Genomic DNA, 21,902 nt, shown 5'->3' on the forward strand with positions numbered 1-21,902 from the left:
GGCTTCACCGCAGGCAGCCCCCAGGAAGCCCTTGACTGCGCCTGCGATCTCTACCTCGGACACTGACCCCCGAACGACTTACGGGCGTGACCACTAAGACTGCGGAGGAGTGCCTTCGCGGGCATCGTCAGGCACAAGAAATCCGGTAGAGATCGGGCTGATCTGTACCGGATTCTCTGACAGAACTAGCAGCTGCAGGTTCTAGTTGTGTTGGTTACCAGGCTGATTGGCGGGTGGTGGCGGTGGCTTGGTCGATCAGGCGTTGGAGGTTGGCTTCTATTTTGTCGGGGGTGGTGGGGGTTACTTCTACTCGTTCGCCTTCTTGGATGAGGTAGCGGCCGTCGTTGGTGTAGTCGACCAGTTGGAGGGTGGTGCCGCCTTCTTGCCAGCCGTCCAGGGCGGGGCCGGTGGCTACGCGGAATTCGGCGTAGGTGATGAAGGGGCGTTTGAGGAATTTGAGGGCTTGTTCGGCGGGGGTGCGGTGGCGGGCGTAGGGGTCGGGGGTGGTGGTGAAGTCGTCGCGGTGGACGTTGAAGCCGCCGGTGGTGCCCGCGGGGGTTTTCGGGAGGATGGCCAGCAGGCGAGTGGTGATGGCGTGGGCGGGGCGTAGGGAGATCAGGATGTTGCCGCCCTGGCCGTATTCGGGGCCGGGGAGTTGGGCGGCGATGGCGCCGTTGCCTGCTTCGGTGGTGGCGCAGGCGCGGACCATACGGGTCCGGCCGTCGAGCCGGTGGCCGAACAGTTCGATGCGGATTTCGGGGTGCGCGAGGGCGTGTAAGGCGTGGTAGAGCGATTCGTCGGTGCCCATTTTGGCGATCAGCGTATCCGCGGCGCGACGGCATTCCAGGTCGAATTCGACCTGGGTTTCGACACCCGCGGTGAAGGTGAGGGGCCAGGGCATGCGGTCGCGGCCGAGCGTTTCCCAGGCGACCCAGAATTCGAACGGGGTCAGCTCCCAGGTGTCGGTCATGCGTCGCCGCCGATCACCGGCGGAACGTGCAGGCGGTCGGGTCCGAGCAGTTCTTCGTGGACGCCGCGCAGGTAGTCGGGGGCCTGGTGCTCGTCCTCGTCGTCCTTGCCGCCGCCGCGCGCTCCGGGTGCGCCCATTCCGCCCATACCCGAGCGGCCCGACGATGCGCCGGAACCCGCGCCCGCGCCCGCTCCAGCACCTGCGGCCTGTTTCTGGCCCGCGGTGCCGGGGACTGCCGCGCCGGGGGTGCCCGCACCTGCGCCCGCTCCCGCACCCGCGCCCGCGCCTGCTCCGCCGCCGGAGCCGAGGCCGCCGGGGGACGTGCCCGCCGGGGTGGTGCCCGGGGTGGTTCCTGCCGGGGTCGTGGTGGTGGGGGTTTCGGGGGTCGTCGTGGCGGCGGTGGTCTCGTCGCCGGTCGTGTCGTCGCCGGTGGTGTCGTCTTCGCCTGGGTCGTCAGCGGTGGGGGTTTCCGGCTCCGTGGTGGTGGGAGTGGTGTCGTCGTCGCCCGGGTCGGTGGTGGTGCCCTTGTCGGTGTTGGTGCCTTTGTCGGTGTTGGTGCCGGTCGGTTTGTCGTCGCCGCCGGTTGGCTTGTCGGACTGGGGTTTCGATGGCTCGGGCACCTTCGGGACCTGAGTGTCGGACTGTTGCGCGACCGGCTTGTAGACGGTCTCCATCACCTGGCGAGCCGCGGCTTGGGCGGCTTCTGAGCGGCCTGCGCTGGTGCTGTCCATGAGCAAGGAAGTCGCGATACCGCTGCCGGGCACGACCGAAGACGCGAGCGCGGAGACCACTATTCCGCCTATGGTGCTGCTCTGGTTGTCGGACTCGTGCGGCACCGAGTACTTCACCTGATTGAAGCCGGAATAGGCCTCTTCCATCTTGTTGCCGATCAGGGAGGCGGCCTGGTCGACCTTGTGCACGTCGGCGAGATAGCTCTTGGTGCTCGCCAGCGCTTGGCTCGCCGCGCTTCCCGACCAGCCTCGTTCCATTTCCTTCTGGATACTGTCGTGGAAGGCAGTGGCTTTCGTTGTGGTGTCAGTCGCCAATTGCCGCCAGCCTTGAACGCTGGTACTCATCGTCTCAGGGGTGATCGACTCAACAAATTTCATGATATCCGAATGGCTCATGGTGAGGAATGGTTCCAAGACGGGCGGCACGACCTGCGGCGTGAACTCGCCGGAAAAACCGGTGGCGAGGCTGGAATTCTCGGCGTAGATGCGAGACCTTGCGCTGTTGCCGGCAGCCTGGGCGTCCAGTTCGGACTGCGTGGGGGCTATGTCGCTATCGAACAGCGAGCTCATTCGGTCAGTAATTCTGGATGAGCTCGAAGCTGTGTACGCAACACTGGCCACTTTGCTCATGAAATCTGAGAAAGTCATTTGTCCCCCCGGATTCAGTCTAGTTTGTTGGTCTGTTGCTTGATGGCGAGCTGGGTCGCCTCGTCGCAGTCCTTGTATGCGGCACCGGCTTTGCGGTACATGTCGGCCATGGCGGCTAGCACTTCTTGGTGCAGGCGGATGGCATCGGAGTAAGAGCCGGTGCCAGGGCCGCCGATAGCAAGGTCTGCAAATTTCTGCCCGAGCTTAGTCGCTGAGCCCAAGCTGCCGAAAGAGTCGACATTGACCATGCCTTGGGTCCGATACTTCAGGCGGTCCAGATCGGAAATGTAATTATCGCAATGTTTCGCGCATCTTTCGGCAGTGTCGAACTCGATCACCAGCCTGCCTGCGGCAGCTTCGCCAGCAAGCGTTTGAAATTTTTTCGTGAGCTCGTGAGGATCGGCCATTTTGAATATCTCCAGTGCGGATATAGTCGTCGCTAACGGGGGATCGATGAAGCGAAATGAGATGCAGCATCATTCACCCAAACGCAGGGGTCGGTAGTCGAATTACTGCTTGAAGCTTTGCTTGCCGTCAAGGTGACTCGTCCCTGGCTTGTATCGAAAACGATTTCGCATTCTTCCGGAGGGTTGATTGAACCCAAGTAGAACTGCAGGGCTGGCCTACCGTCGACTGTTACATCGCGAAAATCGCGAAAGTATTGGTTTTCGCGAAATTGTTGCAGCGTATTTGTTGTAGAAAAGAACGAAATGAAGTGATCGCCGGCCCGCCAACCGCACCCCTTCCAATCCGGTCGCGGCACCGAGAACGGGTTGTCGTCCTTCGACGCAGGATCAGCCCCCGCCGCCAGCAACACGCTGTCCGATACAGCACACGGATCGAACAACTGCTCCTTGGTCAGCGGAGCCCCGCTGGCCTCAGGCTGCCCATCGACCGCTTCAGAACATCCGGCAAGCGCCAGTACAGCGCACACCCCGGCGGCAAAGCCAACCAGTCGCATCTCTTCTCCTCTATCGCGCACAACAACCGCTCGCCTTCTTAGACGCGCGGTCGGGCGGTTCGGTTCCATCGAAATGGAAATCAGGCTGGGACGTTGGCTCCGTGGCCGAGGTCGCGCAGGGCGGCCTTGATCTTGGTCTGGGCCTCGTCGAGGGATTCGGGGGTGGGGTCGGTGTTCGCGCCCGAGATGTCGAAGTCGCCCATCGTGTAGGCGGGGAAGACGTGGGTGTGCAGGTGGGGGACCTCGAGGCCGGCGATGAGCAGGCCGGCGCGCGGGGCGTCGAAGGCGACGCGGACGGCCTGGCCGATCTTCTGGGCCAGGCCCATCATCCGGGCGATCACGGCGGGATCCACGTCTTGCCACTGGTCGATCTCCGCGCGCGGCACGACGAGGGTGTGACCCTGGGTGACGGGGCCGATGGTGAGGAAGGCGACGAACTCGTCGTCTTCCCAGACGAAACGGCCGGGGATCTGACCTGCGATGATCGCGCTGAAGACGGATGCCATACCGGTGAGCGTAGCTAGATCGACACGAAATGCGACAGGATGCCCTGCACCTCGTAGATGTCGACCTGACGGTTGAAACGCTGCTTGACCGGCTCGTCGCCGCTGCCGATCCAGATGTAGAGCTCGGCGTCGAGGTCGAAGGTGCCAGCGGTTTCGACGGCGAAGTGGCTGATCGAACGGTAGGGAATGCTGTGGTAGCTGACCTTGCGGCCGGTGACACCCTGTTTGTCGACCATGATCAGGCGGCGGTTGGTGAACAGCATCGCGTCGCGGACCAGGATGAACGCGGCATACACCTGCTCGCCCTGACCGAACAGCTTCGCGTATTCCTGCTGGGCGGCGGCCGGATCTATGCGACCGGCATTGCCCATCATCCCGTCGAGCAGGCCCATCGTGTGCTCCCCGTTTCGGTGGCGGCTCTCGCGCCATACCTGCGTTCCATTGTGGCGCAACTGAACCCGAGCCGCGAGGGCTATGCCGGTTGGCCGCGCACGGATCGACGATCGGGGTCGAGTCGCCATGCCGCGGCCGTTGGTGCCCGAGCGAGCTGGTCGCGGGTGACCGCACGGGGCTGGTTCGATCCGGTTGCTGGGTTCGGAACATGCTCGAGGCCGGAGTATCGGTACGAGGGAACCGATACTCGGTACCGATACCGCGTATCGGTTCGCGGTGCGCGAAGTGCGCGGTCAGGGGCGTGCGAAGTGCGTGCGAAGTGCGCGACTAATCTTGCCTTCGTGCGCGTACTCGTCATCGGTTCCGGAGCCCGTGAACATGCCCTCGTCCTGGCGCTGCGCCGGGACCCCTCGGTGACGGCGGTGATCGCTGCCCCCGGCAACCCCGGCATCGGCCAGCACGCCGAGCTACGCCAGGTCGATCCCTGCGCCGCCGAAGACGTCGCGTCCCTGGCCGCCGAGGTGGCCGCCGACCTGGTGGTGATCGGTCCCGAGGTGCCGCTGGTGCTCGGCGTCGCCGACGTCGTGCGCGCGGCCGGGTTCCCGGTGTTCGGCCCGTCGGCCGACGCGGCCCGGATCGAAGGGTCCAAGGCATTCGCGAAAGATGTGATGGCGGTGGCCGGGGTGCGAACCGCGCACAGCGAGATCGTCGACAACCCGGCCGAGCTGGACGCGGCGCTGGACCGCTTCGGCCCGACCTGGGTGGTCAAGGACGACGGGCTCGCCGCGGGCAAGGGTGTGGTGGTGACCACCGACCGGCGCGCGGCCCGTGATCACGGTGCCGAGCTGCTCGAGCAGGGCCATCCGGTGCTGCTGGAGTCGTTCCTCGACGGGCCGGAGGTGTCACTGTTCTGCCTGGTCGACGGTGAGACCGTGATTCCGCTGCTGCCCGCGCAGGACCACAAGCGAGTCGGCGACGGCGATTCCGGCCCGAACACCGGCGGCATGGGCGCCTACACGCCGCTGCCGTGGCTGCCGGACGAGACGCTCACCGAGATCATCGACGACGTGGTGAAGCCCGTTGCCGCCGAGCTCGTCGCGCGCGGTAGTTCGTTCTCCGGCCTGCTGTACGCGGGTCTGGCGATCGGCACGAACGGCCCGGCTGTCGTCGAATTCAATTGCCGCTTCGGCGATCCCGAGACCCAGGCGGTGCTCGCGCTGCTGGACAGCCCGTTCGCCGAACTCCTGCACGCCACCGCGACCGGTCGCCTCGCCGAGGTCGACGCACCCCGCTGGAAGGACGGTGCCGCGATCACCGTCGTGCTCGCCGCCGAGAACTACCCGGCGCGCCCGCGCACCGGCGATGTGATCACCGGCGCCGATGACGGCGCGCTCGAGGGCGAAACGCTGGTACTGCACGCAGGCACGGATCAGCGCGCGGACAAGGCACTGGTGTCAGCGGGCGGGCGCGTGCTGAACGTGGTCGGTGTCGGTGCGGATCTCGCGCAGGCGCGCGAGCGGGCCTATGCGCGGCTCGCGGGAATCAAACTCCCCGGCAGCCATTTCCGGACCGATATCGGCGCGACCGACGTTGTGGTGCCGGAACGCAACAGCGTCGTCGGGTAGTTCGCCGACGTTGTCAGTCGAGACGCAGGCCGTGCATCGCGAGCCAGGCCTGTGGATCCACATGCTGACCGTTCTGGACGATTTCGAAATGTAGGTGCGGGCCGGTGGAATCGCCGCGGTTGCCGATGCGGGCGATCTGCATTCCGGCGGGGACGCGCTCGCCCTGGGAGACGACGAAGTCGTACATGTGGCCGTAGATGCTGATGGTGCCGTCGTCGTGGCGGATGCGGACCCACAGGCCGAAACCCTGCGCCGGGCCCGCTTCCACCACGGTGCCGTCGGCAACGGCGTAGATGGGGCTGCCGAGGGGGCCCGCGATGTCGATGCCGCGGTGCAGGGTGCCCCAGCGGGACCCGAAACCGGAGGTGAACGCGCCCTTCGCGGGCAGGCTGAACCCGCCGATGGACGGGGTCGATCCGGGCACCATCGTGCCGGGGACCACCGGGGCGCGCTGGCCCATCCAGTCCTGCCATTCACCGGAAACCGCGGCAGCCGCCTCCGCTTTCGCACGTTCGAGGGTGGCGCGGGCCGCCGCGGCGACCACGAGTGCCTCGCGGCGCTTTTCGCCCGCGTCGATCGCGGCGAGCATGCGGGTCGCCGATTGGGGGTTGGGGAGGAGCTGCGGGGGATAGGCGATGGCCACGTGCAGTGCTTCGCCCGGTGCGAGTGGGGGCCCGTCGACGGCGCCGCCGAACTGCCCGTCGGCAGCGACGAACACCGCCACCGCGGCCATTCCGGCGAGGAGTACGCGCCGCTCGACCAGCACCTGACGCACCCGCTCGCGGCTGGGCCGCCGCGCCCACATGCCCTCCGCCTGCGCCTTCGGTCGCCGCCAGAAGACCTTGCGCACCTCACCGCTACGCAGCTCACCGGCGATCTCCCCGACCACCGGATACCGCGCCGCCCACTCCGTCATCCGATCGCGAGCCGCGACCTTCGAAGGCAGCTGTTCACGCCAATTCGCCTGCAAGATCCGGCCATTGACGCTCACGACCCGGCGGCTCGAACGCTCGGCCGCGTCGGCACTCGATCGTGCCGGTCCATCGTCGTGCGTTCGTTCGGAGCCCTCGGCCACGCCGCTGCGGGCGGTGGATGCGCCTGCCGTCGCGCTGTCTGCGGTGGAGGCGCTACTTCCCCCGGACCGGCCCGGCGCCGCGTTGCCTGTTCCTGACGCGGTCGATTCCGAGTCCCCACCCGGTGCGCGAATGTCGGTGTCCACGTCGGTGCCTGTCCGCTTCATCTCGCCCCCGCGCCCAGGCCCCGACGTGACCATAGGGGTCGCGTCGGCGGCTGCGTCTTCGCTGTCGGAGCCATTGTGCCGACCATATCGGTGAACGTCCGCAATCGGGTGCTCTACCGTCTCTCGGGTGTCCAGAGAATCGCGCCGGTCGGCCATTGCCCCTTTCTACGTCATGGATGTGTGGAAAGCGGCCGCTGAACGCGCCAGGTCGCACGGCGATGTGCTGGTGCTCGCGGCCGGGCAGCCATCGACGCAGGCGCCCGCGCCAGTGCTGCGGGCGACCAGAGCCGCCATCGATCACGAATTGCTGGGCTACACCGAGACATTCGGCATTCTGCCGCTGCGCGAGGCCATCGCGGGCCATCACAGCGAGACCTACGGCTACGACGTGCACCCCGACGAGGTGGTGGTGACCACCGGGTCCTCGGGCGCGTTCACGCTGATCTTCCTGGCCGCCTTCGACCCGGGTGACACCGTGGTGGTGGCGCGCCCCGGCTATCCCGCCTACCGCAACACGCTGTCCGCCCTCGGGTGCGAGGTCGTCGAACTGGACTGCGGCCCGCAGACCAGATTCCAGCCGACCGTGGCGATGCTCGAAGCGCTGCCGGAGCCGCCGAAGGGTCTGGTGGTGGCCAGCCCGGCCAACCCGACCGGCACCATGATCGACCCCGCCGAACTCGCCGCGCTGGCCCGCTGGTGCGACCAGCACGGCACGCTGCTGATCTCCGACGAGATCTACCACGGCATCACCTACGCGGGCGCGAGCACGCCGACCTCCTCGGCGTGGGAGTTCTCCCGCGAATCGGTGGTGATCGGTTCGGTGTCGAAATACTTCTCGATGACCGGCTGGCGGCTCGGCTGGATGCTGGCCCCGGCCGACCTGCGCCCGGCACTGCAACGGCTGGCGTCGAATATGACGGTGTGCCCGCCCGCGATCTCCCAGTACGCGGCCGTGCACGCTTTCGGGCCGGAAGCCAAGGATGAACTGGACGGGCATGTGCGCCGGTACGCGCGCAACCGGTCGCTGCTCCTGGAGGGTTTGCCCGCGATCGGAATCACCGATCTCGCACCCGCTGACGGCGCCTTCTACGCCTACGCCGATATTGGACATTTGACCGACAATTCCCGGGCTTGGTGTGCCGAGGTACTCACCGAAACCGGCGTCGCACTGGCGCCCGGACTCGATTTCGACACCACAAATGGAAACCACACGGTCCGTTTTTCCTTCGCAGGCGCCACCGACGACATCGCCGCAGCACTGGAGCGTCTGGGCGGGTTCCTGAAGGGCTGATCCGACCCCTTGTCAACAGTGATGTGCGACAACAACTTTGCGTAGTACGAACACATCTGTGCTGGGATACGGTAAAACTCAGTTATCCCGAATTCCCAGTGTTTCCCCGATGACGATTGCGCACGGTTGAACTGATGATGACTGGCACTCCTGCACGGTGACCACCGCAACGACCCCGAAAGGCGAACGACGTCGGCAGGCTCTGGTGGCGGCGGCGGCTGAGCTGTTGCTCGAAGGCGGCTTCGACGCCGTGCGACATCGTTCGGTGGCCTCCCGAGCCGATCTTCCACTCGCGTCGACCACCTACTACTTCGAATCCTTGGAAGATCTGATCGCCCGCGCCGTCGAGTTCAGCGGCGCGATCGAACTCGACGCGATGCGCCGCCGGGTGGGCGAGGTCAGCCATCGCAGGCGCGGCACCGACGCGACGGTCGAGCTCGTCCTTGACGTGCTCGTCGGCCCCGATGACGGCGACTTGGACGCCCGCGGTCAGCTCATCGCCCGCTATGAGCGTTCCGTGGCGTCGGCCCGTCATCCCGAGTTACGTGAGGTCCAGCTCCGACTACGCACGCAGCTCGAAGAACTGCTCGCCGACGTGCTGCGCCGCTCCGACCGAGTGGTGCGCCCCGAGCAGTTACGCAGGCTGGTGGCCGTCGTCGACGGTGCGGTGGTCGCCGCGCTGATCGAAGGCCACCCCGAGCCCCGCCGACCCGCCCGGGCCGGTTTGCTCGAAATGATCGATATCGTCGCCCCGCCCGTGGTCCCGAACATGATGCCCCAGCAGGCCGAACGGGTGCGGCAATTAGACTGAGTGCTCGTGAGCCTCGTCCCGAATGTCCTCGCCACCCGATACGCCAGCCCGGAGCTCGTCGCGCTCTGGTCGCCCGAGAACAAGATCGTGCTCGAGCGCCGGCTGTGGCTGGAGGTGCTGCGTGCGCAGGCCGAACTCGGAATCGATGTCCCCGCAGGGGTTGTCGACGATTACGAACGCGTGATCGGCCAGGTGGACCTGGCCTCGATCGCCGAGCGTGAGCGGGTCACCCGCCACGACGTGAAGGCGCGGATCGAGGAATTCAACGCCCTCGCCGGGCACGAACACGTGCACAAGGGCATGACCAGCCGCGATCTCACCGAGAACGTCGAGCAGCTGCAGATCCGGCTCTCCCTCCAGCACGTCTACAACCACGGCATCGCCATCGCGGCGCGGCTGGCCGAGCGGGCCGCCGAGTACCAGACGCTGGTGATGGCCGGGCGCTCGCACAATGTCGCCGCGCAGGCCACCACGCTGGGCAAGCGCTTCGCCTCCGCCGCCGACGAGATGCTCGTCGGCCTCGCCCGGATGCGCGACCTGATCGACCGCTACCCGCTGCGCGGGATCAAGGGCCCGATGGGCACCGCCCAGGACATGCTCGACCTGCTCGACGGTGACACGGGCAAGCTCGCCGCCCTGGAACGGCAGGTCGCCACCCACCTCGGCTTCGCGACGGTGTTCACCAGCGTGGGTCAGGTGTACCCGCGGTCGCTGGATCACGATGTGCTGTCGGCGCTGGTGCAGCTGGGTGCCGGGCCGTCGTCGTTCGCGCACACGATTCGGCTGATGGCCGGTCATGAGCTGGTCACCGAGGGTTTCCAGCCGGGCCAGGTCGGGTCGTCGGCGATGCCGCACAAGATGAACACCCGGTCCTGCGAGCGGGTGAACGGCCTGCAGGTGATCCTGCGCGGCTACGGCTCGATGGCGGCCGAGCTGGCGGGCGCGCAGTGGAACGAGGGCGACGTGTTCTGCTCGGTGGTGCGCCGCGTCGCGCTGCCGGACGCGTTCTTCGCCATCGACGGGCAGATGGAGACCTTCCTGACCGTGCTCGCCGAGTTCGGCGCCTACCCGGCGGTGGTCTCGCGTGAGCTCGACCGGTACCTGCCGTTCCTGGCGACTACGCGCATCCTGATGGCGGCGGTGCGCGCGGGCGTTGGCCGCGAGACCGCGCACGAGGTCATCAAAGAGCACGCGGTGGCCGTGGCGCTGGCCATGCGCGAGCAGGGGCGCGAACCCGATCTGCTGGACCGTCTCGCTGCCGACGAGCGGATGCCACTCGACCGCGCGGGGTTGGATGCGGCGCTGGCCGACAAGGCCGCGTTCATCGGCGCGGCGTCGGACCAGGTGTCCGAAGTGGTCGCGCAGGTGCAGAAGCTGGTCGAGGCGAATCCGGAAGCCGCGCGCTACACGCCGTCGCCGATTCTGTAGTTCACGTCGAGTGATCCGGCGTAATCGCCCAATTCGGCTCGTAATAATCAGATATCTGACTAGAACGCGACGGATTGCGCGATTTCGCCGGGGTTACCGTACGTGGGTGAATCCGTACACGATCTTCGCCGACATCATCGATGGGCTCGCCCCTGCCTCGAAGGTTTACGAGGACGACGAGGTGCTGGCTTTCCTGGATATTCGTCCTGTGACGCCGGGGCATGTCCTCGTGGTGCCCAAGGTGGCGGCGCCCAGTCTGGCCGATCTCGATCCGGCGTTGGGCGGCAAGCTCTTTCAGGTCGGCCAGCAGATCGCGGCCGCGCTGCGCAGCAGCGAAGTGGCGGCCGCCGGGGTGAATTTCTTTCTCGCCGACGGGGTTACCGCCGGGCAGGAGGTCTTCCATGTGCACCTGCACGTGATCCCGCGGACACCCGGTGACGGCTTCGGTTTGCGTGCGCGGCCGACGTCCCCCGCGCGGGCGGATCTCGACTATCTGGCCGGTTCGATCCGGGGCGCGCTCACCCGCTGACCCGCCTTTTCGGGCGAAGCGGTCATTGCAAACCGGGGAGTTTGCTGAAGAAACGCCCGAAACGCCAAATGCTTCCAGTTCGTTCACCTGTGGGTTACCTTGGACTGTCATTGGCATGCGGTTATGGAGGGTAGATCGTGCGTCGTACAGGTGTTGCTGCTGCAGTGCTGGCTATTGCTCTCGGTGTGATCGGACCGGCGGTGGTTCACCCCGCGCCGGCGTCCGCCGCGCAGATCATCGGAGTCAACGAACTGACTCCGCATCGGACGGCTATCACCGTCACCTCGCCCGCGATGGGCCGCAATATCGATCTACAGGTCCTGCATCCGGCGGGTGGTGGCTCGCGTGGCACGTACTATCTGCTCGACGGGCTCGACCCCGGTATCGGCCAGAGCACCTGGACCAACGCCACCGACGCCGAAGCCTTCTTCCGCGGCAAGAACGTCAACGTGGTGCTGCCGATGGGCGGCCAGGCCAGCTACTACACCGACTGGATCTCCGACGATCCGCGGTTCGGCCGGTACAAGTGGGAAACGTTCCTCACCCAGGAACTGCCCGGCCTGATCGACGGACACTTCAACGGCAACGGTGTGAACGGCATCGGCGGGCTGTCGATGGGCGGCAACGCGGCTTACATCCTGGCCGCCCGCCACCCCGGCCTCTACCGCGCCGTGGCCGGTTACAGCGCCTGCCCGGACATCGCGATGGCCGCTGGCGCGATGATGTTCTCCATCGCCAATCGCGGCGGCAACCCGGTCAACATGTGGGGCGCGCCCGGCAGCCCCGAATGGGCCGCACACGACCCGGCCCTGCTGATCGAAGGGTTGCGCGGCAAGGCGCTGTACATGTCCACCGGCACCGGTATCCCCGGCCCGCACGAGGCAGAGCTCAAGCCCACACTGGCGGAGAACATCTTCCTCGGCGGACCCATCGAACTCGGCGTCAACACCTGCATGGTGGCCTTCGACCAGCGCCTGCGCGGCGCTGGCATCGGCGCGAAGATCGACTACCACCCGGTGGGCACGCACTCCTGGTCGTACTGGGAGGACGCCCTGCACGCCTCGTGGCCGGTCATCGGACCCGCGCTCGGGGCCTGACAGTCTCCACACCCGACCCGGTTCGACGGCTTTACCGCCGGAGAGCCGGGTCGCGGTGTGTTCGGATGCACTGCCGCGGCCGCCGACGGCCGAGTTGGCGGGCCCGGTTGGAGTAGGGCGGCTACGGTGGACGGATGGCTGGCGAGAATGAGACTGTGTCGGCGCCGATCGCGAAGAAGGCGCCCTTCGAGCGGGTCCACCACGGTGACACGTTTGTCGACGACTACGAATGGCTACGGGACAAGGAAGACCCCGAGGTCATCGCGTATCTGGAGGCGGAGAACGCCTTCACCGCGGCGCAGACCGACCAGTTGCAGCCCCTGCGGGACAAGATCTTCGACGAGATCAAGGCCAGGACGCAGGAGACCGATCTCTCGGTGCCGACGCGCCTGGGCGACTACTGGTACTACTCGCGCAGTTTCGAGGGCAAACAGTACGGCGTGCACTGCCGCTGTCCTGTCGACGCGAAGGCCGAGGGCATCGACGCGTGGACACCGCCGCAGCTCGAGGTGGGCTCCGCGATCGAGGGCGAGCAGGTGCTGCTCGACAGCAATATCCTCGCCGAGGGTCTGGACTTCTTCGCCCTCGGCGCGTTCTCGCTGAGCCACGACGGCAACCTGCTCGCGTACTCCGTCGACAGCTCCGGCGACGAGCGCTACACGCTGCGGATCAAGGACCTGCGCACCGGTGAGCTGCTGGCCGACGAGGTGGCAGGCGCGGCACCGGGGGCCACCTGGTCGCTGGACGGTACGCACATCTTCTATCAGACCGTCGACGAGTCATGGCGCCCCGACACCGTGTGGCGCCACCGCGTCGGCACCGGTTCCGACGCCGATGTGACGGTGTTCCACGAGCCCGACGATCGCTACTGGGTGAGCGTCGGTGCGACCCGCTCCGAGAAGTACCTGATGATCTGGCTCGGTTCCAAGATCACCACCGAGGGCTGGATCCTGGAATCGGACAACCCCGAGGGTGAGTTCCGGCCGCTGCTGGCGCGCCGCGAAGGCGTGGAGTACTCGGCCGAGCACGCGGTGATCGCGGGCGAGGACAAGTTCCTGATCCTGCACAACGATGTGGTCGACGGGGTGAAGGCGGAGAACTTCGTGCTCGCCGTCGCGCCCGCCACCGACCCGTCGGGCATGACGACCCTGATCGGGCATCGCGAGGACGTGCGGCTCGAGGACATCGACGCGTTCGCCAACCACCTGGTGCTCAGCTACCGGCGCGGCGCGCTGCCGCGCCTGTCGGTATGGCCGCTCACGCCGGAGGGCTTCGGCGAACTGACCGAGCTCGACTTCGGCCTCGAATTGTTCTCCGCCGGTGCGGGTTCGAGCCCGGAGTGGGAGCAGCCGACGCTGCGAGTCGGCGTCACCTCGTTCATCACGCCGATGCAGGTGTTCGACTACGTGCCCGCGACCGGCGAGCTGCTGCTGCGCAAGGAGCAGCCGGTGCTGGGTGGTTACGACGCCGATGACTATGAGCAGCACCGCGATTGGGCCATTGCCGCCGACGGCACCCGGATTCCGATCTCGATCATCAAGCGCAGCGGGCTGCCCGACGGGCCGAAACCCACACTGCTCTACGGATACGGCTCCTACGAGGCCAGCATCGACCCGTCGTTCTCGGTCTCGCGGCTGTCGCTGCTCGATCGCGGCATGGTGTTCGCGGTGGCGCATGTGCGCGGCGGCGGCGAGATGGGCCGGCTCTGGTACGAGCACGGCAAGACGCTGCTGAAGAAGAACACCTTCACCGACTTCGTCTCCTGCGCAAGCCATCTCATCGACACCGGCGCCACCGCGCCCGACCGGTTGATCGCCGACGGTGGTAGCGCGGGCGGGCTGCTGATGGGCGCGGTCGCCAACCTGGCCCCCGAGCTGTTCACCGGCATCATCGCCAACGTCCCCTTCGTCGACCCCCTCACCTCCATCCTGGACCCGTCGCTGCCGCTGACGGTGATCGAATGGGACGAGTGGGGAAACCCGCTGCGGGACAAGGACGTCTACGAGTACATGAAGTCGTACTCGCCCTACGAGAACGTCGAGGCCAAGAACTACCCGGCCATCCTGGCGATCACCAGCCTCAACGACACCCGCGTGCTCTACGTGGAACCAGCCAAGTGGGTCGCCAAGCTGCGCGCCACCAAGACCGGCGACAACGAGGTGCTGCTCAAAACGGAGATGACCGCGGGCCACGGCGGTGTGAGCGGGCGCTACGAGAAGTGGAAGGAAGTCGGCTTCGAATACGCCTGGGTCCTGGACCGGGTCGGTCTCGCGGACGCGTGATCCGATTGGGCCCCAGCTTCGGCTGGGGCCCACCGGCAGGGGGGTGAGGCGTGCGCCGAAGTTCGTCGGGGCGTCATCGGTGGAGCACGCGGGTGTCATCTGAGGCTGTCACCGTTGGTGCATGAACGCTGAGCTGATCGTGTCGGTGTCGGGGATCCGGGATACGACTCGCGATGCCGCGATCGAGTTCGCCGGGGAGATGGACGCGCGGGGCGTGCGGCTGTCGTTGCTGGTCGCGCCGCGATTGAAGGGCAAGTACCGGCTGGTCGACGATCCGGCGACGCAGTCGTGGCTGCGCGGGCGGCGACTCGTTGGCGACGCGATCGTGCTGCACGGGTACGACCAGGCCGCCACCAAGGCCCGGCGCGCGGAGTTCGCCGACCTGCCGCGACACGAGGCGACGTTGCGGCTCAAGGCCGCCGATCGGGTGATGGAGCGGGTGGAACTGCGCACCCGGCTGTTCGCCGCGCCGCGCTGGGATGCCTCCGCCGGTGCGCTGGCCGCGCTGCCCGACGTGGGGTTCCGGATGGCATTCGGGCTGACCAGCATGCTCGACCTGGAACGTGATGTGGCCCAACGTGCTCGGGTGTACGGGATCGGCGAGGGATTCCGGGCCGAACCGTGGTGGTGCCGGGCGCTGGTGATGGGTGCCGCGCGCACCGCTCGGCGCGGTGGCGTGCTGCGATTGGCGGTGTCGGCGGCGCAATTGCAGCGGTCGGGTCCGCGACAGGCGATGCTCGACGCCGTCGATCTCGCGCTGTACCACGGTGCCCACAGCGACGTGTACCGCTGGGAGCTCTACCCGGAGGCCAGAGCCGCCTGACTGGGCCGCCGCCGCGCGCGTACTGGCGATCAGCGCGCGGCGGTGGCCTCGGTATCGAGTGTGTCGACACTCGACAGTGCATATGTTTCCCAGAGTTTCGAGCCTTTTCGCCGGACGCGCGGCGGTTATCATTGCCCAGTTGATCGAGTGGTTTCCGCTAGTTGTTAAAACAGCAGGAGGCAGCGCTGATGACAGGCACCGCGACGAAAGTCGCGACAACGACGAAATATATGTCCTGGTTGACCTTGGCGTTGATGACCACGAGTTCGGTGGCCAGTCTGCGATCAGCGCCCACGATGGCCGTGTACGGATTGGCCTGCGTATTCCTCTACGTCATTCCCGCGATTCTGTTCCTGATGCCGACCTCGCTGGTCGCCGCGGAACTCGCGTCGGGCTGGCAGGGCGGGATCTATCAATGGGTCAGCGAGGGGTTGAGTAAGCCGCTGGGATTCCTCGCCGTCTGGTGTCAGTTCGCCATGACCATTTTCTATTACCCGAGCCTGCTCGCTTATGTGGCAAGCACTTTCGCGTACATCATTCATCCGTCACTGGCGTCCAACGGGCTCTACGTGGCGATCGTGATCATCACCGTCTACTGGGCCGCGGTGTACGTGTCCTCGCAGGGGACGAAAACGGTGGCCGGATTGTCGAGTATGGGCCTGGTGATCGGCACGCTGATCCCTGGCACGCTGTTGGTCATTCTCGGCCTGGTGTTCCTCGCGCAGGGCAATCCGTCTGCGGCGCCGATGGATTCGGGCCATCTGCTGCCCGCATGGGCCGGTCTGGCGAGCCTGGTGCTGATCGTGAACAACTTCCTGTCCTACGCGGGCATGGAGATGAACGCGGTGCATGTGTCGTCGCTGAAGAACCCGGCCAGGGAATTCCCGAAGGCGATGTTCTTGGCCATGGGCCTGGTGCTGGTGATCTTCATCCTGCCCGCGTTGGCGATCAGCTGGGTGGTCCCCTCGGCCAGTCTGAGTCTCACCGCGGGTGTGATGCAGGCCTTCGACGCCTTCTTCGGCCACTTCGGGATCGGCTTCCTCACCCCGATCATCGGCATCGCACTGGTGGCCGCCGCACTCGGCGGCATGCTCACCTGGCTGGCCGGGCCGTCGAAGGGGCTGTTGCTGATCGGGCGCAGCGAGGGCTATCTGCCACCGATCCTGACCCGGCTCAACAAGCACGGCGTGCAGCAGAACATGCTGGTGGCGCAGGGTGTGTTCACCACGCTGATCGCGCTGCTCTACGCCTTCATCCCCAATGTCTCCAGCGCGTACTGGATTCTGTCGGTGATCACCACGCAGGTGTATCTGATCATGTATGTACTGATGTTCGCCGCGGCCGCCAAGCTGCGCAGGGACAATCCGGATCACCCGCGTGGCTACCGGGCGCCCGCGCTGATGGGGCTGTGCGCCCTGGGCGCCGCCTCCTCGATCGCCGCGTTCGCGATCGGCTTCGTGCCGCCCTCGCAGTTCGGCGCGGGCAGTCCGCTGGTGTACGTACTCATCGTGGGCGGTGGCATGGGCATCGTCGGCCTGCTCATCCCGTACCTGTTCTACCGAAACCGAAGGGACAGCTGGAAACTCGCCGTACCGGAAGGGAAGCAGGCATGACGACCGGAGACGCCCCCGACCGCAAGCGGCGGTGGATCTACCTCACGACCGGTGTGCTGCTCGTGGTGTTCGCCCTGATCGGGCTCTTCACCTTCACCGAGATCCGCGAGAACACCCACGCGACCGCGAAAGCCGAACAGCTGCACAACAATCTGCTCGCCGCCGGTCTCCCCGCACCGGAGACGGACGTGATCGCCAACGCGCTCGGCGACGACGGCGGGTCGGTCTGCCAGGACCCGAGTTCGCCGCTGATCAAGGCGAAATACCAGGCCTCGATCACCAACGGTGCGGCCGGGCCGGGTCAGCGTCCGGTGATCGGCCCGCGCGATTCCGCCGAAGCGGTGGCGCTCGCGATCGCCACCTACTGCCCGGATCGCTTGCAGGACTACCTTTCTCATCTCGACACCCTGAAGCTGGACGACACAACGAAGTGAGGCGCGAAGAGATGACCGAAGATGTGACAGCGCTGCGCGGCAAGGTTTCCGGGCTGATGGGCCAGGCGAAAAAGGATCTGGCCCAGCTCGTTTCGCTGAAATCCGTCGCCGACCCGCGCCAGTTCCCGGCGGAAGGCTGCGAGCAGACCGCGCAGTGGGTGGCCGACGCGTTCGCCGCGGCCGGGCTGACCGAGGTCGGCTTGCACGAGACCCCGGATGGCAGCAAGGCGGTGATCGGGCACAAGCCGGGGCCACCGGGAACGCCCACGGTGCTGCTGTACTGCCACTACGACGTGCAGCCGCCGCTCGACGACGCCGCGTGGAAGACCCCGGTCTGGACACTGACCGACCGGGACGGCCGCTGGTACGGGCGCGGATCGGCGGACTGCAAAGGCAATATCGTCACCCACCTGACGGCTCTGCGTGCGATCGGGCCGGACTTCCCGATCGGCATCAAAGTGGTGTCGGAAGGGTCGGAGGAACAGGGCACCGGTGGGCTGGAGAAGTTCGTCGTCGCCAATCCCGATCTGCTGAGCGCCGACGTGATCCTGGTCGCCGACTGTGGCAACTTCGCGGTCGGCGTGCCCACTTTCACCCAGACCCTGCGCGGGAACGTGAATGTCGTCGTCACCGTGAAGACGATGGCGGGGCCGATGCACTCGGGCATGTTCGGCGGCCCGGCGCCCGACGCACTCGCCGCGATGATCCAGCTGTTGTCGTCGCTGCGTGACAAGGACGGCAACACCACCATCGACGGTCTCACCGACGACCAGAAGTGGACCGGTGTGCAGTATCCGGTCGACGATTTCCGCGCCGACGCCGGCGTGCTCGACGGCGTCGACCTGCTCGGCAGCGGCACCGTCTCCGACATGGTGTGGGCACGGCCCGCGCTGACGGTGCTCGGGATGGACGTGCCGGCGGTGGTCGGGTCGTCGGCGGCGATCCAGCCGAGCACCAAGGCCAGGCTCAACCTGCGCATCCCGCCGGGGACCGAACCCAAGCAGGCCTATGACCTGCTGGAGAAGCACCTGCGCGCGCATGTGCCGTGGAACGCTGAGCTCGACATCGAGGTCGAGGCGCTCGGCGAACCGTTCGTCGCGTCAACGCGGGGGCCCGCCCGTTCGGCCATGGAGCAGGCGATGGCGACCTCCTACGGCCGCGACGTGACCACCGAGGGGCAGGGCGGATCGATCCCGCTGTGCAATGTCTTCCAGGACACCTACCCGAAGGCCGAGATCATGCTGATCGGCGTCGAAGAGCCGAAATGCCTGATCCACGCCCCCAACGAGAGCGTGGATCCCACCGAGATCGAACACATGGCACTGGCCGAAGCGCTGTTTCTGACCAGCTACCGCTGAGTCAGAACTGGCCCTGGTCCTCGGGTTCGAGTACGCGGAACTCGGTGCCGGCCGGGGCCATCTCGGTCAGCCTGCCGAAGTAGGTGCCGTAGGCGGAGGGGTCGATGATGCCGTGGTGGATGGGCACCGCGGTGCGGGGATTGACGGCGCGTAGGTAGTCGACGGCCTCCGAGATGCGCATCCACGGGGCGACGGCCGGGATGGCGAGCACGCCGACCGGGACCGGCGGCACCCAGAGTGAGTCGCCGGGGTGGACCAGCTGGGCGGGGTCTGCCGGGGTGCCGAGCTGGAAGACGGTGTTGTCGATCACCGGGATCTCCGGGTGGATCACCGCGTGCCTGCCGCCGCCACCGGTGATCTGTAACTCGCCGATATCCAGCACCTGACCAGCCGAAACCGGCTCCCAGCCCTCGCTGCGCTGCTGCGCGGTCTGCGGATCCGACAGCAGGCGGGCACCGGGATTGTTCTCGATGAGGTCGCCGATCCGGTTCGGATCGATGTGGTCGGGATGCTGGTGGGTTACCGCGATCGCGTCCAAGCCGGTGATGCCCTCGAAGCCGTGCGCGAAGGTGCCGGGGTCGAACAGCACTTTCACGCCGTGCAGTTCCACGAGGATGCAGGAATGACCGAAGTGGGCGATGCGCATACCCGATGCTAAGCCGCCGTGACCCCGGAACGCGGGCGCGACGGCCCGGTCAACTAAGATTTCCGAGGTAACCCACACACCACTTGAGGAGCAACGCGTGGCACGAGTCGTGGTCGAGGTCATGCCGAAGGCCGAGATTCTGGACCCCCAGGGACAGGCCGTGGTCGGCGCGCTCCCGCGTCTGGGATTCGCCGGAATCTCGGATGTGCGGCAGGGCAAGCGATTCGAGCTCGAGGTGGACGACAGTGTGTCGGACGCTGAGCTCGAGCAGATCGCCGAGGCGCTGCTGGCGAACACGGTGATCGAGGACTGGAAGGTCGTTCGGGTCTCGTGAGCGCTCGCATTGGCGTTATTACTTTTCCCGGGACGCTCGACGATGTCGACGCCGCTCGGGCGGTTCGGTTGGCCGGCGCCGAGGCTGTGAGCCTGTGGCATGCCGATGCCGATATCAAGGGTGTCGACGCCGTCATCGTGCCCGGTGGGTTCTCCTACGGGGATTACCTGCGGTGTGGGGCGATCGCGCGGTTCGCGCCGGTGATGGGCGAGGTTATTCGCGCCGCCGGGCAGGGTCTGCCGGTACTCGGTATCTGCAATGGATTCCAGGTTTTGTGTGAGGCCGGGCTGCTGCCGGGCGCGCTGACCCGTAATGAGGGACTGCATTTCATCTGCCGCGACGAGTGGTTGAAGGTCGAGGCGACCGATACCGCGTGGAGTTCGCGGTATGAGTCGGGTGCGCAGATTCTTGTTCCGCTGAAGTCGGGCGAGGGGCGTTTCCAGGCTTCGGAGAAGGTGCTCGACGAGCTTGAAGGCGAAGGCCGCGTGGTATTCCGGTACGCGGGTGACAACCCGAACGGGTCGCAGCGCGGGATTGCCGGGATTTCCTCGGCCAACGGGCGGGTTGTCGGTTTGATGCCGCATCCTGAGCACGCGACCGAGGCATTGACCGGGCCCAGCGATGATGGGTTGGGGATGTTCTTTTCGGTGATCGATAGTTTTGTGGGGGCCTGAGAACTGGGGTTTGGTAGTCCCAGGTCGGTTGTGTGGCATAGCCGCAGGGGTAGCAGTAGTCCCGGGACGGTTGTGTGGCAAAGCCACGGGGGTTTGGTAGTCCCAGGCAGGTTTGACGCTGTGTTTATTGGCGCGCTGGCGCGCGCGTGTCCGCGGCCCCAAGGGGCCGCCGATCAGGGCTCGAGACTAACGCCTTCGGCGTAGCGCTTTCGAGCCCTGATCGGCGACCCGGCCGCGGACCGGCCACTTCGTGGCCGCCGCTCCCCAGGGGTCGCGGGTGCGGGGCTGGGAGTGCGGTCATGGCGGATTTGGGGTGTGCGGTGGGGCTGGGAGTGCGGTAGGGCAGGGTCTTGGGGTGTGCGGTGGGGCTGGGAGTGCGGTAGGGCAGGGTCTTGGGGTGCAGGGTGGTTGGGGTGGGGTTAGTGGAGGGTGTCGATGATGTCGAAGTCGACGCCGTTTGCCATTGCTAGGTGGGCGGGGCCTACTGCTTGGTTGCCCAGAAAGCCTCGGCGGGTGGCTGGGCCGTCCAGGACCAGGCCGGTTTCCGCGGCGGCGATGATGGTTTTCACGTCGAGGGTGCCGGTTGTTTCGGCCAGGGTGTTCAGCAGGTGGATCGCCTCGTAGGTGGAATTGCTGAAAGTGGTCAGCGCCGGGGCGAATTGGCCTTGGTGCCGGTGGTAGCGGGCGCGGCGGGATCGGCCCTCGGTGGTGTTGTTGTCGATGAAGAAGCTCGAGGCCACGTAGAGGTTGGTGTTCGCCGACGGGCCCGCGCTGAGTAGGACGTTCTCGTCGACCGCCGGGCTGAGGCGGGGCATGACGGTGGGTAGGCCCGTGGCGGAGAATTGGCGATTGAAACGGGCGGTGTCGGCGCCGACCATCAGGATCAGGACCGCGTCGGCCAGCAGGAGCGCCGGGTTCTCCAGGAAATCGCTGAAATCGGTGGTGCCGAGGGGGACGTAGTGCTCGACGATGATGTCGTAGGGGGTGGGCAGGGATCGGCGCAGGGCCAGGGCTGTTCGGCGGGGCCAGATGTAGTCGTTGCCGATGACCGCCCAGCGGCGCACCCCTAGTTCGCGGGCCATCCAGGCGGCCGCGGGGACGGTTTGGTGGTCGGGATGTTCGCCCACCAGCAGGACACCGGGGCGTTCGTCGGGCAGGCCCTCGTGGTCGGTGGCGTAGAGGTAGGGGACGCGGGCGTCTACGGCTTCGGCGACTGCTCGGCGCACCGCCGAGGTATGCCAACCGGTGATCGCGCCGACCATTCCAGTGGCCAGGAAGGCCGCTACTTCGTCGGCGACTTCGGTTGGTTCGCGGCCGCCGTCGATGGTCGTGAGATGGATTTCGCGGCCGAGAATTCCTGTGCTGCTATTGATTTCGTCGACGGCCAGGGAAATGGCGGCGGTACACGATGGCGCGATGATGCCACCGGGGCCCTGCGTGGGAACGATCGAGAGAATCTCGATCGTTTCATCCCGGCTCTGACCAAACGAAGGCACTCTGTACTCTAC

22 protein-coding genes are annotated in these 21,902 nt (G+C 66.5%); 13 read left to right on the forward strand and 9 right to left on the reverse strand.

Annotated features, from left to right (window positions below):
• Positions 1-214: 214 nt before the first annotated feature.
• The 6 genes from ACFWO8_RS28085 to ACFWO8_RS28110 all read right to left on the reverse strand — a co-directional run bounded on the left by ACFWO8_RS28085 (position 215) and on the right by ACFWO8_RS28110 (position 4,208).
• Entirely contained in the window at positions 215-970 is a 756-nt protein-coding gene (locus tag ACFWO8_RS28085; RefSeq protein WP_378966887.1) for an ESX secretion-associated protein EspG, read from the reverse strand.
• Positions 967-2,046: a hypothetical protein gene (locus ACFWO8_RS28090; RefSeq protein ID WP_378966893.1), complete on the reverse strand. Its 1,080-nt coding sequence runs from the start codon at positions 2,044-2,046 to the stop codon at positions 967-969. The genes ACFWO8_RS28085 and ACFWO8_RS28090 overlap by 4 nt, the downstream gene beginning before the upstream one ends.
• A gap of 317 nt (positions 2,047-2,363) precedes the next feature.
• A complete protein-coding gene (locus tag ACFWO8_RS28095; protein WP_378966898.1) occupies positions 2,364-2,756 on the reverse strand; it encodes a hypothetical protein in 393 nt (130 codons plus the stop codon).
• 32 nt (positions 2,757-2,788) lie between these two features.
• On the reverse strand, positions 2,789-3,310 hold the full coding sequence (locus ACFWO8_RS28100) for a DUF3558 domain-containing protein (protein WP_378966906.1): 522 nt from the start codon (positions 3,308-3,310) through the stop codon (positions 2,789-2,791).
• A gap of 80 nt (positions 3,311-3,390) precedes the next feature.
• The gene (locus ACFWO8_RS28105; protein ID WP_378913856.1) at positions 3,391-3,816 is read right to left on the reverse strand and encodes an HIT family protein; all 426 of its coding nucleotides are present in this window, start codon (positions 3,814-3,816) and stop codon (positions 3,391-3,393) included.
• A 14-nt stretch (positions 3,817-3,830) separates the two neighbouring features.
• Positions 3,831-4,208 (reverse strand): PH domain-containing protein, encoded by a 378-nt coding sequence (locus ACFWO8_RS28110; protein WP_378966914.1) that lies wholly within the window; start codon positions 4,206-4,208, stop codon positions 3,831-3,833.
• Positions 4,209-4,550: 342 nt separating this feature from the next.
• Here ACFWO8_RS28110 and purD point away from each other — a divergent pair, with 342 nt between their 5' ends.
• Positions 4,551-5,834, forward strand: coding sequence for a phosphoribosylamine--glycine ligase (purD, locus tag ACFWO8_RS28115; protein WP_378966919.1), 1,284 nt, complete (start codon positions 4,551-4,553; stop codon positions 5,832-5,834).
• A gap of 13 nt (positions 5,835-5,847) precedes the next feature.
• Here purD and ACFWO8_RS28120 read toward each other — a convergent pair whose 3' ends face one another.
• On the reverse strand, positions 5,848-7,074 hold the full coding sequence (locus ACFWO8_RS28120) for a M23 family metallopeptidase (protein WP_378966926.1): 1,227 nt from the start codon (positions 7,072-7,074) through the stop codon (positions 5,848-5,850).
• A 127-nt stretch (positions 7,075-7,201) separates the two neighbouring features.
• Here ACFWO8_RS28120 and ACFWO8_RS28125 point away from each other — a divergent pair, with 127 nt between their 5' ends.
• The 10 genes from ACFWO8_RS28125 to ACFWO8_RS28170 all read left to right on the forward strand — a co-directional run bounded on the left by ACFWO8_RS28125 (position 7,202) and on the right by ACFWO8_RS28170 (position 18,740).
• Positions 7,202-8,365 carry a pyridoxal phosphate-dependent aminotransferase gene (locus ACFWO8_RS28125; RefSeq protein WP_378966937.1) on the forward strand — a complete coding sequence of 388 codons (1,164 nt, stop codon included), beginning with the start codon at positions 7,202-7,204 and terminating at the stop codon, positions 8,363-8,365.
• A gap of 157 nt (positions 8,366-8,522) precedes the next feature.
• Positions 8,523-9,176: a TetR/AcrR family transcriptional regulator gene (locus ACFWO8_RS28130; protein WP_378913865.1), complete on the forward strand. Its 654-nt coding sequence runs from the start codon at positions 8,523-8,525 to the stop codon at positions 9,174-9,176.
• Positions 9,177-9,182: 6 nt separating this feature from the next.
• Positions 9,183-10,604, forward strand: a complete 1,422-nt coding sequence (purB, locus tag ACFWO8_RS28135; protein WP_378966950.1) for an adenylosuccinate lyase — start codon at positions 9,183-9,185, stop codon at positions 10,602-10,604.
• A gap of 106 nt (positions 10,605-10,710) precedes the next feature.
• Positions 10,711-11,133 carry an HIT family protein gene (locus ACFWO8_RS28140; protein WP_378966955.1) on the forward strand — a complete coding sequence of 141 codons (423 nt, stop codon included), beginning with the start codon at positions 10,711-10,713 and terminating at the stop codon, positions 11,131-11,133.
• 164 nt (positions 11,134-11,297) lie between these two features.
• Positions 11,298-12,230: an alpha/beta hydrolase gene (locus tag ACFWO8_RS28145; protein ID WP_378966960.1), complete on the forward strand. Its 933-nt coding sequence runs from the start codon at positions 11,298-11,300 to the stop codon at positions 12,228-12,230.
• Between the two features lie 134 nt (positions 12,231-12,364).
• Positions 12,365-14,512 carry a S9 family peptidase gene (locus tag ACFWO8_RS28150; protein ID WP_378966970.1) on the forward strand — a complete coding sequence of 716 codons (2,148 nt, stop codon included), beginning with the start codon at positions 12,365-12,367 and terminating at the stop codon, positions 14,510-14,512.
• A gap of 121 nt (positions 14,513-14,633) precedes the next feature.
• Positions 14,634-15,335, forward strand: a complete 702-nt coding sequence (locus tag ACFWO8_RS28155) for a DUF2334 domain-containing protein (protein WP_378966975.1) — start codon at positions 14,634-14,636, stop codon at positions 15,333-15,335.
• Positions 15,336-15,523: 188 nt separating this feature from the next.
• Positions 15,524-16,948 (forward strand): APC family permease, encoded by a 1,425-nt coding sequence (locus ACFWO8_RS28160; protein ID WP_378966996.1) that lies wholly within the window; start codon positions 15,524-15,526, stop codon positions 16,946-16,948.
• Positions 16,945-17,382: a hypothetical protein gene (locus ACFWO8_RS28165; RefSeq protein WP_378967001.1), complete on the forward strand. Its 438-nt coding sequence runs from the start codon at positions 16,945-16,947 to the stop codon at positions 17,380-17,382. The genes ACFWO8_RS28160 and ACFWO8_RS28165 overlap by 4 nt, the downstream gene beginning before the upstream one ends.
• An 11-nt stretch (positions 17,383-17,393) precedes the next feature.
• Positions 17,394-18,740, forward strand: coding sequence for a dipeptidase (locus ACFWO8_RS28170; protein ID WP_378967010.1), 1,347 nt, complete (start codon positions 17,394-17,396; stop codon positions 18,738-18,740).
• A gap of 1 nt (position 18,741) precedes the next feature.
• Here the strand turns inward: ACFWO8_RS28170 and ACFWO8_RS28175 are convergent, their stop codons facing one another.
• Complete coding sequence (locus tag ACFWO8_RS28175) at positions 18,742-19,386, reverse strand: MBL fold metallo-hydrolase (protein WP_378967017.1); 645 nt, start codon at positions 19,384-19,386, stop codon at positions 18,742-18,744.
• A gap of 97 nt (positions 19,387-19,483) precedes the next feature.
• Here ACFWO8_RS28175 and purS point away from each other — a divergent pair, with 97 nt between their 5' ends.
• Together purS and purQ are read left to right on the forward strand one after the other, a co-directional pair.
• A complete protein-coding gene (purS, locus tag ACFWO8_RS28180; RefSeq protein ID WP_218718741.1) occupies positions 19,484-19,720 on the forward strand; it encodes a phosphoribosylformylglycinamidine synthase subunit PurS in 237 nt (78 codons plus the stop codon).
• The gene (gene purQ, locus ACFWO8_RS28185; RefSeq protein ID WP_378967037.1) at positions 19,717-20,394 is read left to right on the forward strand and encodes a phosphoribosylformylglycinamidine synthase subunit PurQ; all 678 of its coding nucleotides are present in this window, start codon (positions 19,717-19,719) and stop codon (positions 20,392-20,394) included. Before purS ends, purQ begins: the two co-directional genes overlap by 4 nt.
• Positions 20,395-20,813: 419 nt before the next feature.
• Here the strand turns inward: purQ and ACFWO8_RS28190 are convergent, their stop codons facing one another.
• Positions 20,814-21,890 carry a substrate-binding domain-containing protein gene (locus tag ACFWO8_RS28190; protein WP_378967042.1) on the reverse strand — a complete coding sequence of 359 codons (1,077 nt, stop codon included), beginning with the start codon at positions 21,888-21,890 and terminating at the stop codon, positions 20,814-20,816.
• Positions 21,891-21,902: the final 12 nt, after the last annotated feature.

The sequence above is a fragment of the Nocardia sp. NPDC058480 genome (genome assembly GCF_042720495.1).
Classification (GTDB): domain Bacteria; phylum Actinomycetota; class Actinomycetes; order Mycobacteriales; family Mycobacteriaceae; genus Nocardia.

Excerpts from the sequence above, each read along its gene's own strand:
- ACFWO8_RS28085 (WP_378966887.1), bottom strand. The coding sequence starts at position 970 with ATGACCGACACCTGGGAGCTGACCCCGTTCGAATTCTGGGTCGCCTGG.
- ACFWO8_RS28090 (WP_378966893.1), bottom strand. The coding sequence starts at position 2,046 with ATGAGTACCAGCGTTCAAGGCTGGCGGCAATTGGCGACTGACACCACA.
- ACFWO8_RS28095 (WP_378966898.1), bottom strand. The coding sequence starts at position 2,756 with ATGGCCGATCCTCACGAGCTCACGAAAAAATTTCAAACGCTTGCTGGC.
- ACFWO8_RS28100 (WP_378966906.1), bottom strand. The coding sequence starts at position 3,310 with ATGCGACTGGTTGGCTTTGCCGCCGGGGTGTGCGCTGTACTGGCGCTT.
- ACFWO8_RS28105 (WP_378913856.1), bottom strand. The coding sequence starts at position 3,816 with ATGGCATCCGTCTTCAGCGCGATCATCGCAGGTCAGATCCCCGGCCGT.
- ACFWO8_RS28110 (WP_378966914.1), bottom strand. The coding sequence starts at position 4,208 with ATGGGCCTGCTCGACGGGATGATGGGCAATGCCGGTCGCATAGATCCG.
- ACFWO8_RS28120 (WP_378966926.1), bottom strand. The coding sequence starts at position 7,074 with ATGAAGCGGACAGGCACCGACGTGGACACCGACATTCGCGCACCGGGT.
- ACFWO8_RS28150 (WP_378966970.1), top strand. The coding sequence starts at position 12,365 with ATGGCTGGCGAGAATGAGACTGTGTCGGCGCCGATCGCGAAGAAGGCG.
- ACFWO8_RS28155 (WP_378966975.1), top strand. The coding sequence starts at position 14,634 with ATGAACGCTGAGCTGATCGTGTCGGTGTCGGGGATCCGGGATACGACT.
- ACFWO8_RS28160 (WP_378966996.1), top strand. The coding sequence starts at position 15,524 with ATGACAGGCACCGCGACGAAAGTCGCGACAACGACGAAATATATGTCC.
- ACFWO8_RS28165 (WP_378967001.1), top strand. The coding sequence starts at position 16,945 with ATGACGACCGGAGACGCCCCCGACCGCAAGCGGCGGTGGATCTACCTC.
- ACFWO8_RS28170 (WP_378967010.1), top strand. The coding sequence starts at position 17,394 with ATGACCGAAGATGTGACAGCGCTGCGCGGCAAGGTTTCCGGGCTGATG.
- ACFWO8_RS28175 (WP_378967017.1), bottom strand. The coding sequence starts at position 19,386 with ATGCGCATCGCCCACTTCGGTCATTCCTGCATCCTCGTGGAACTGCAC.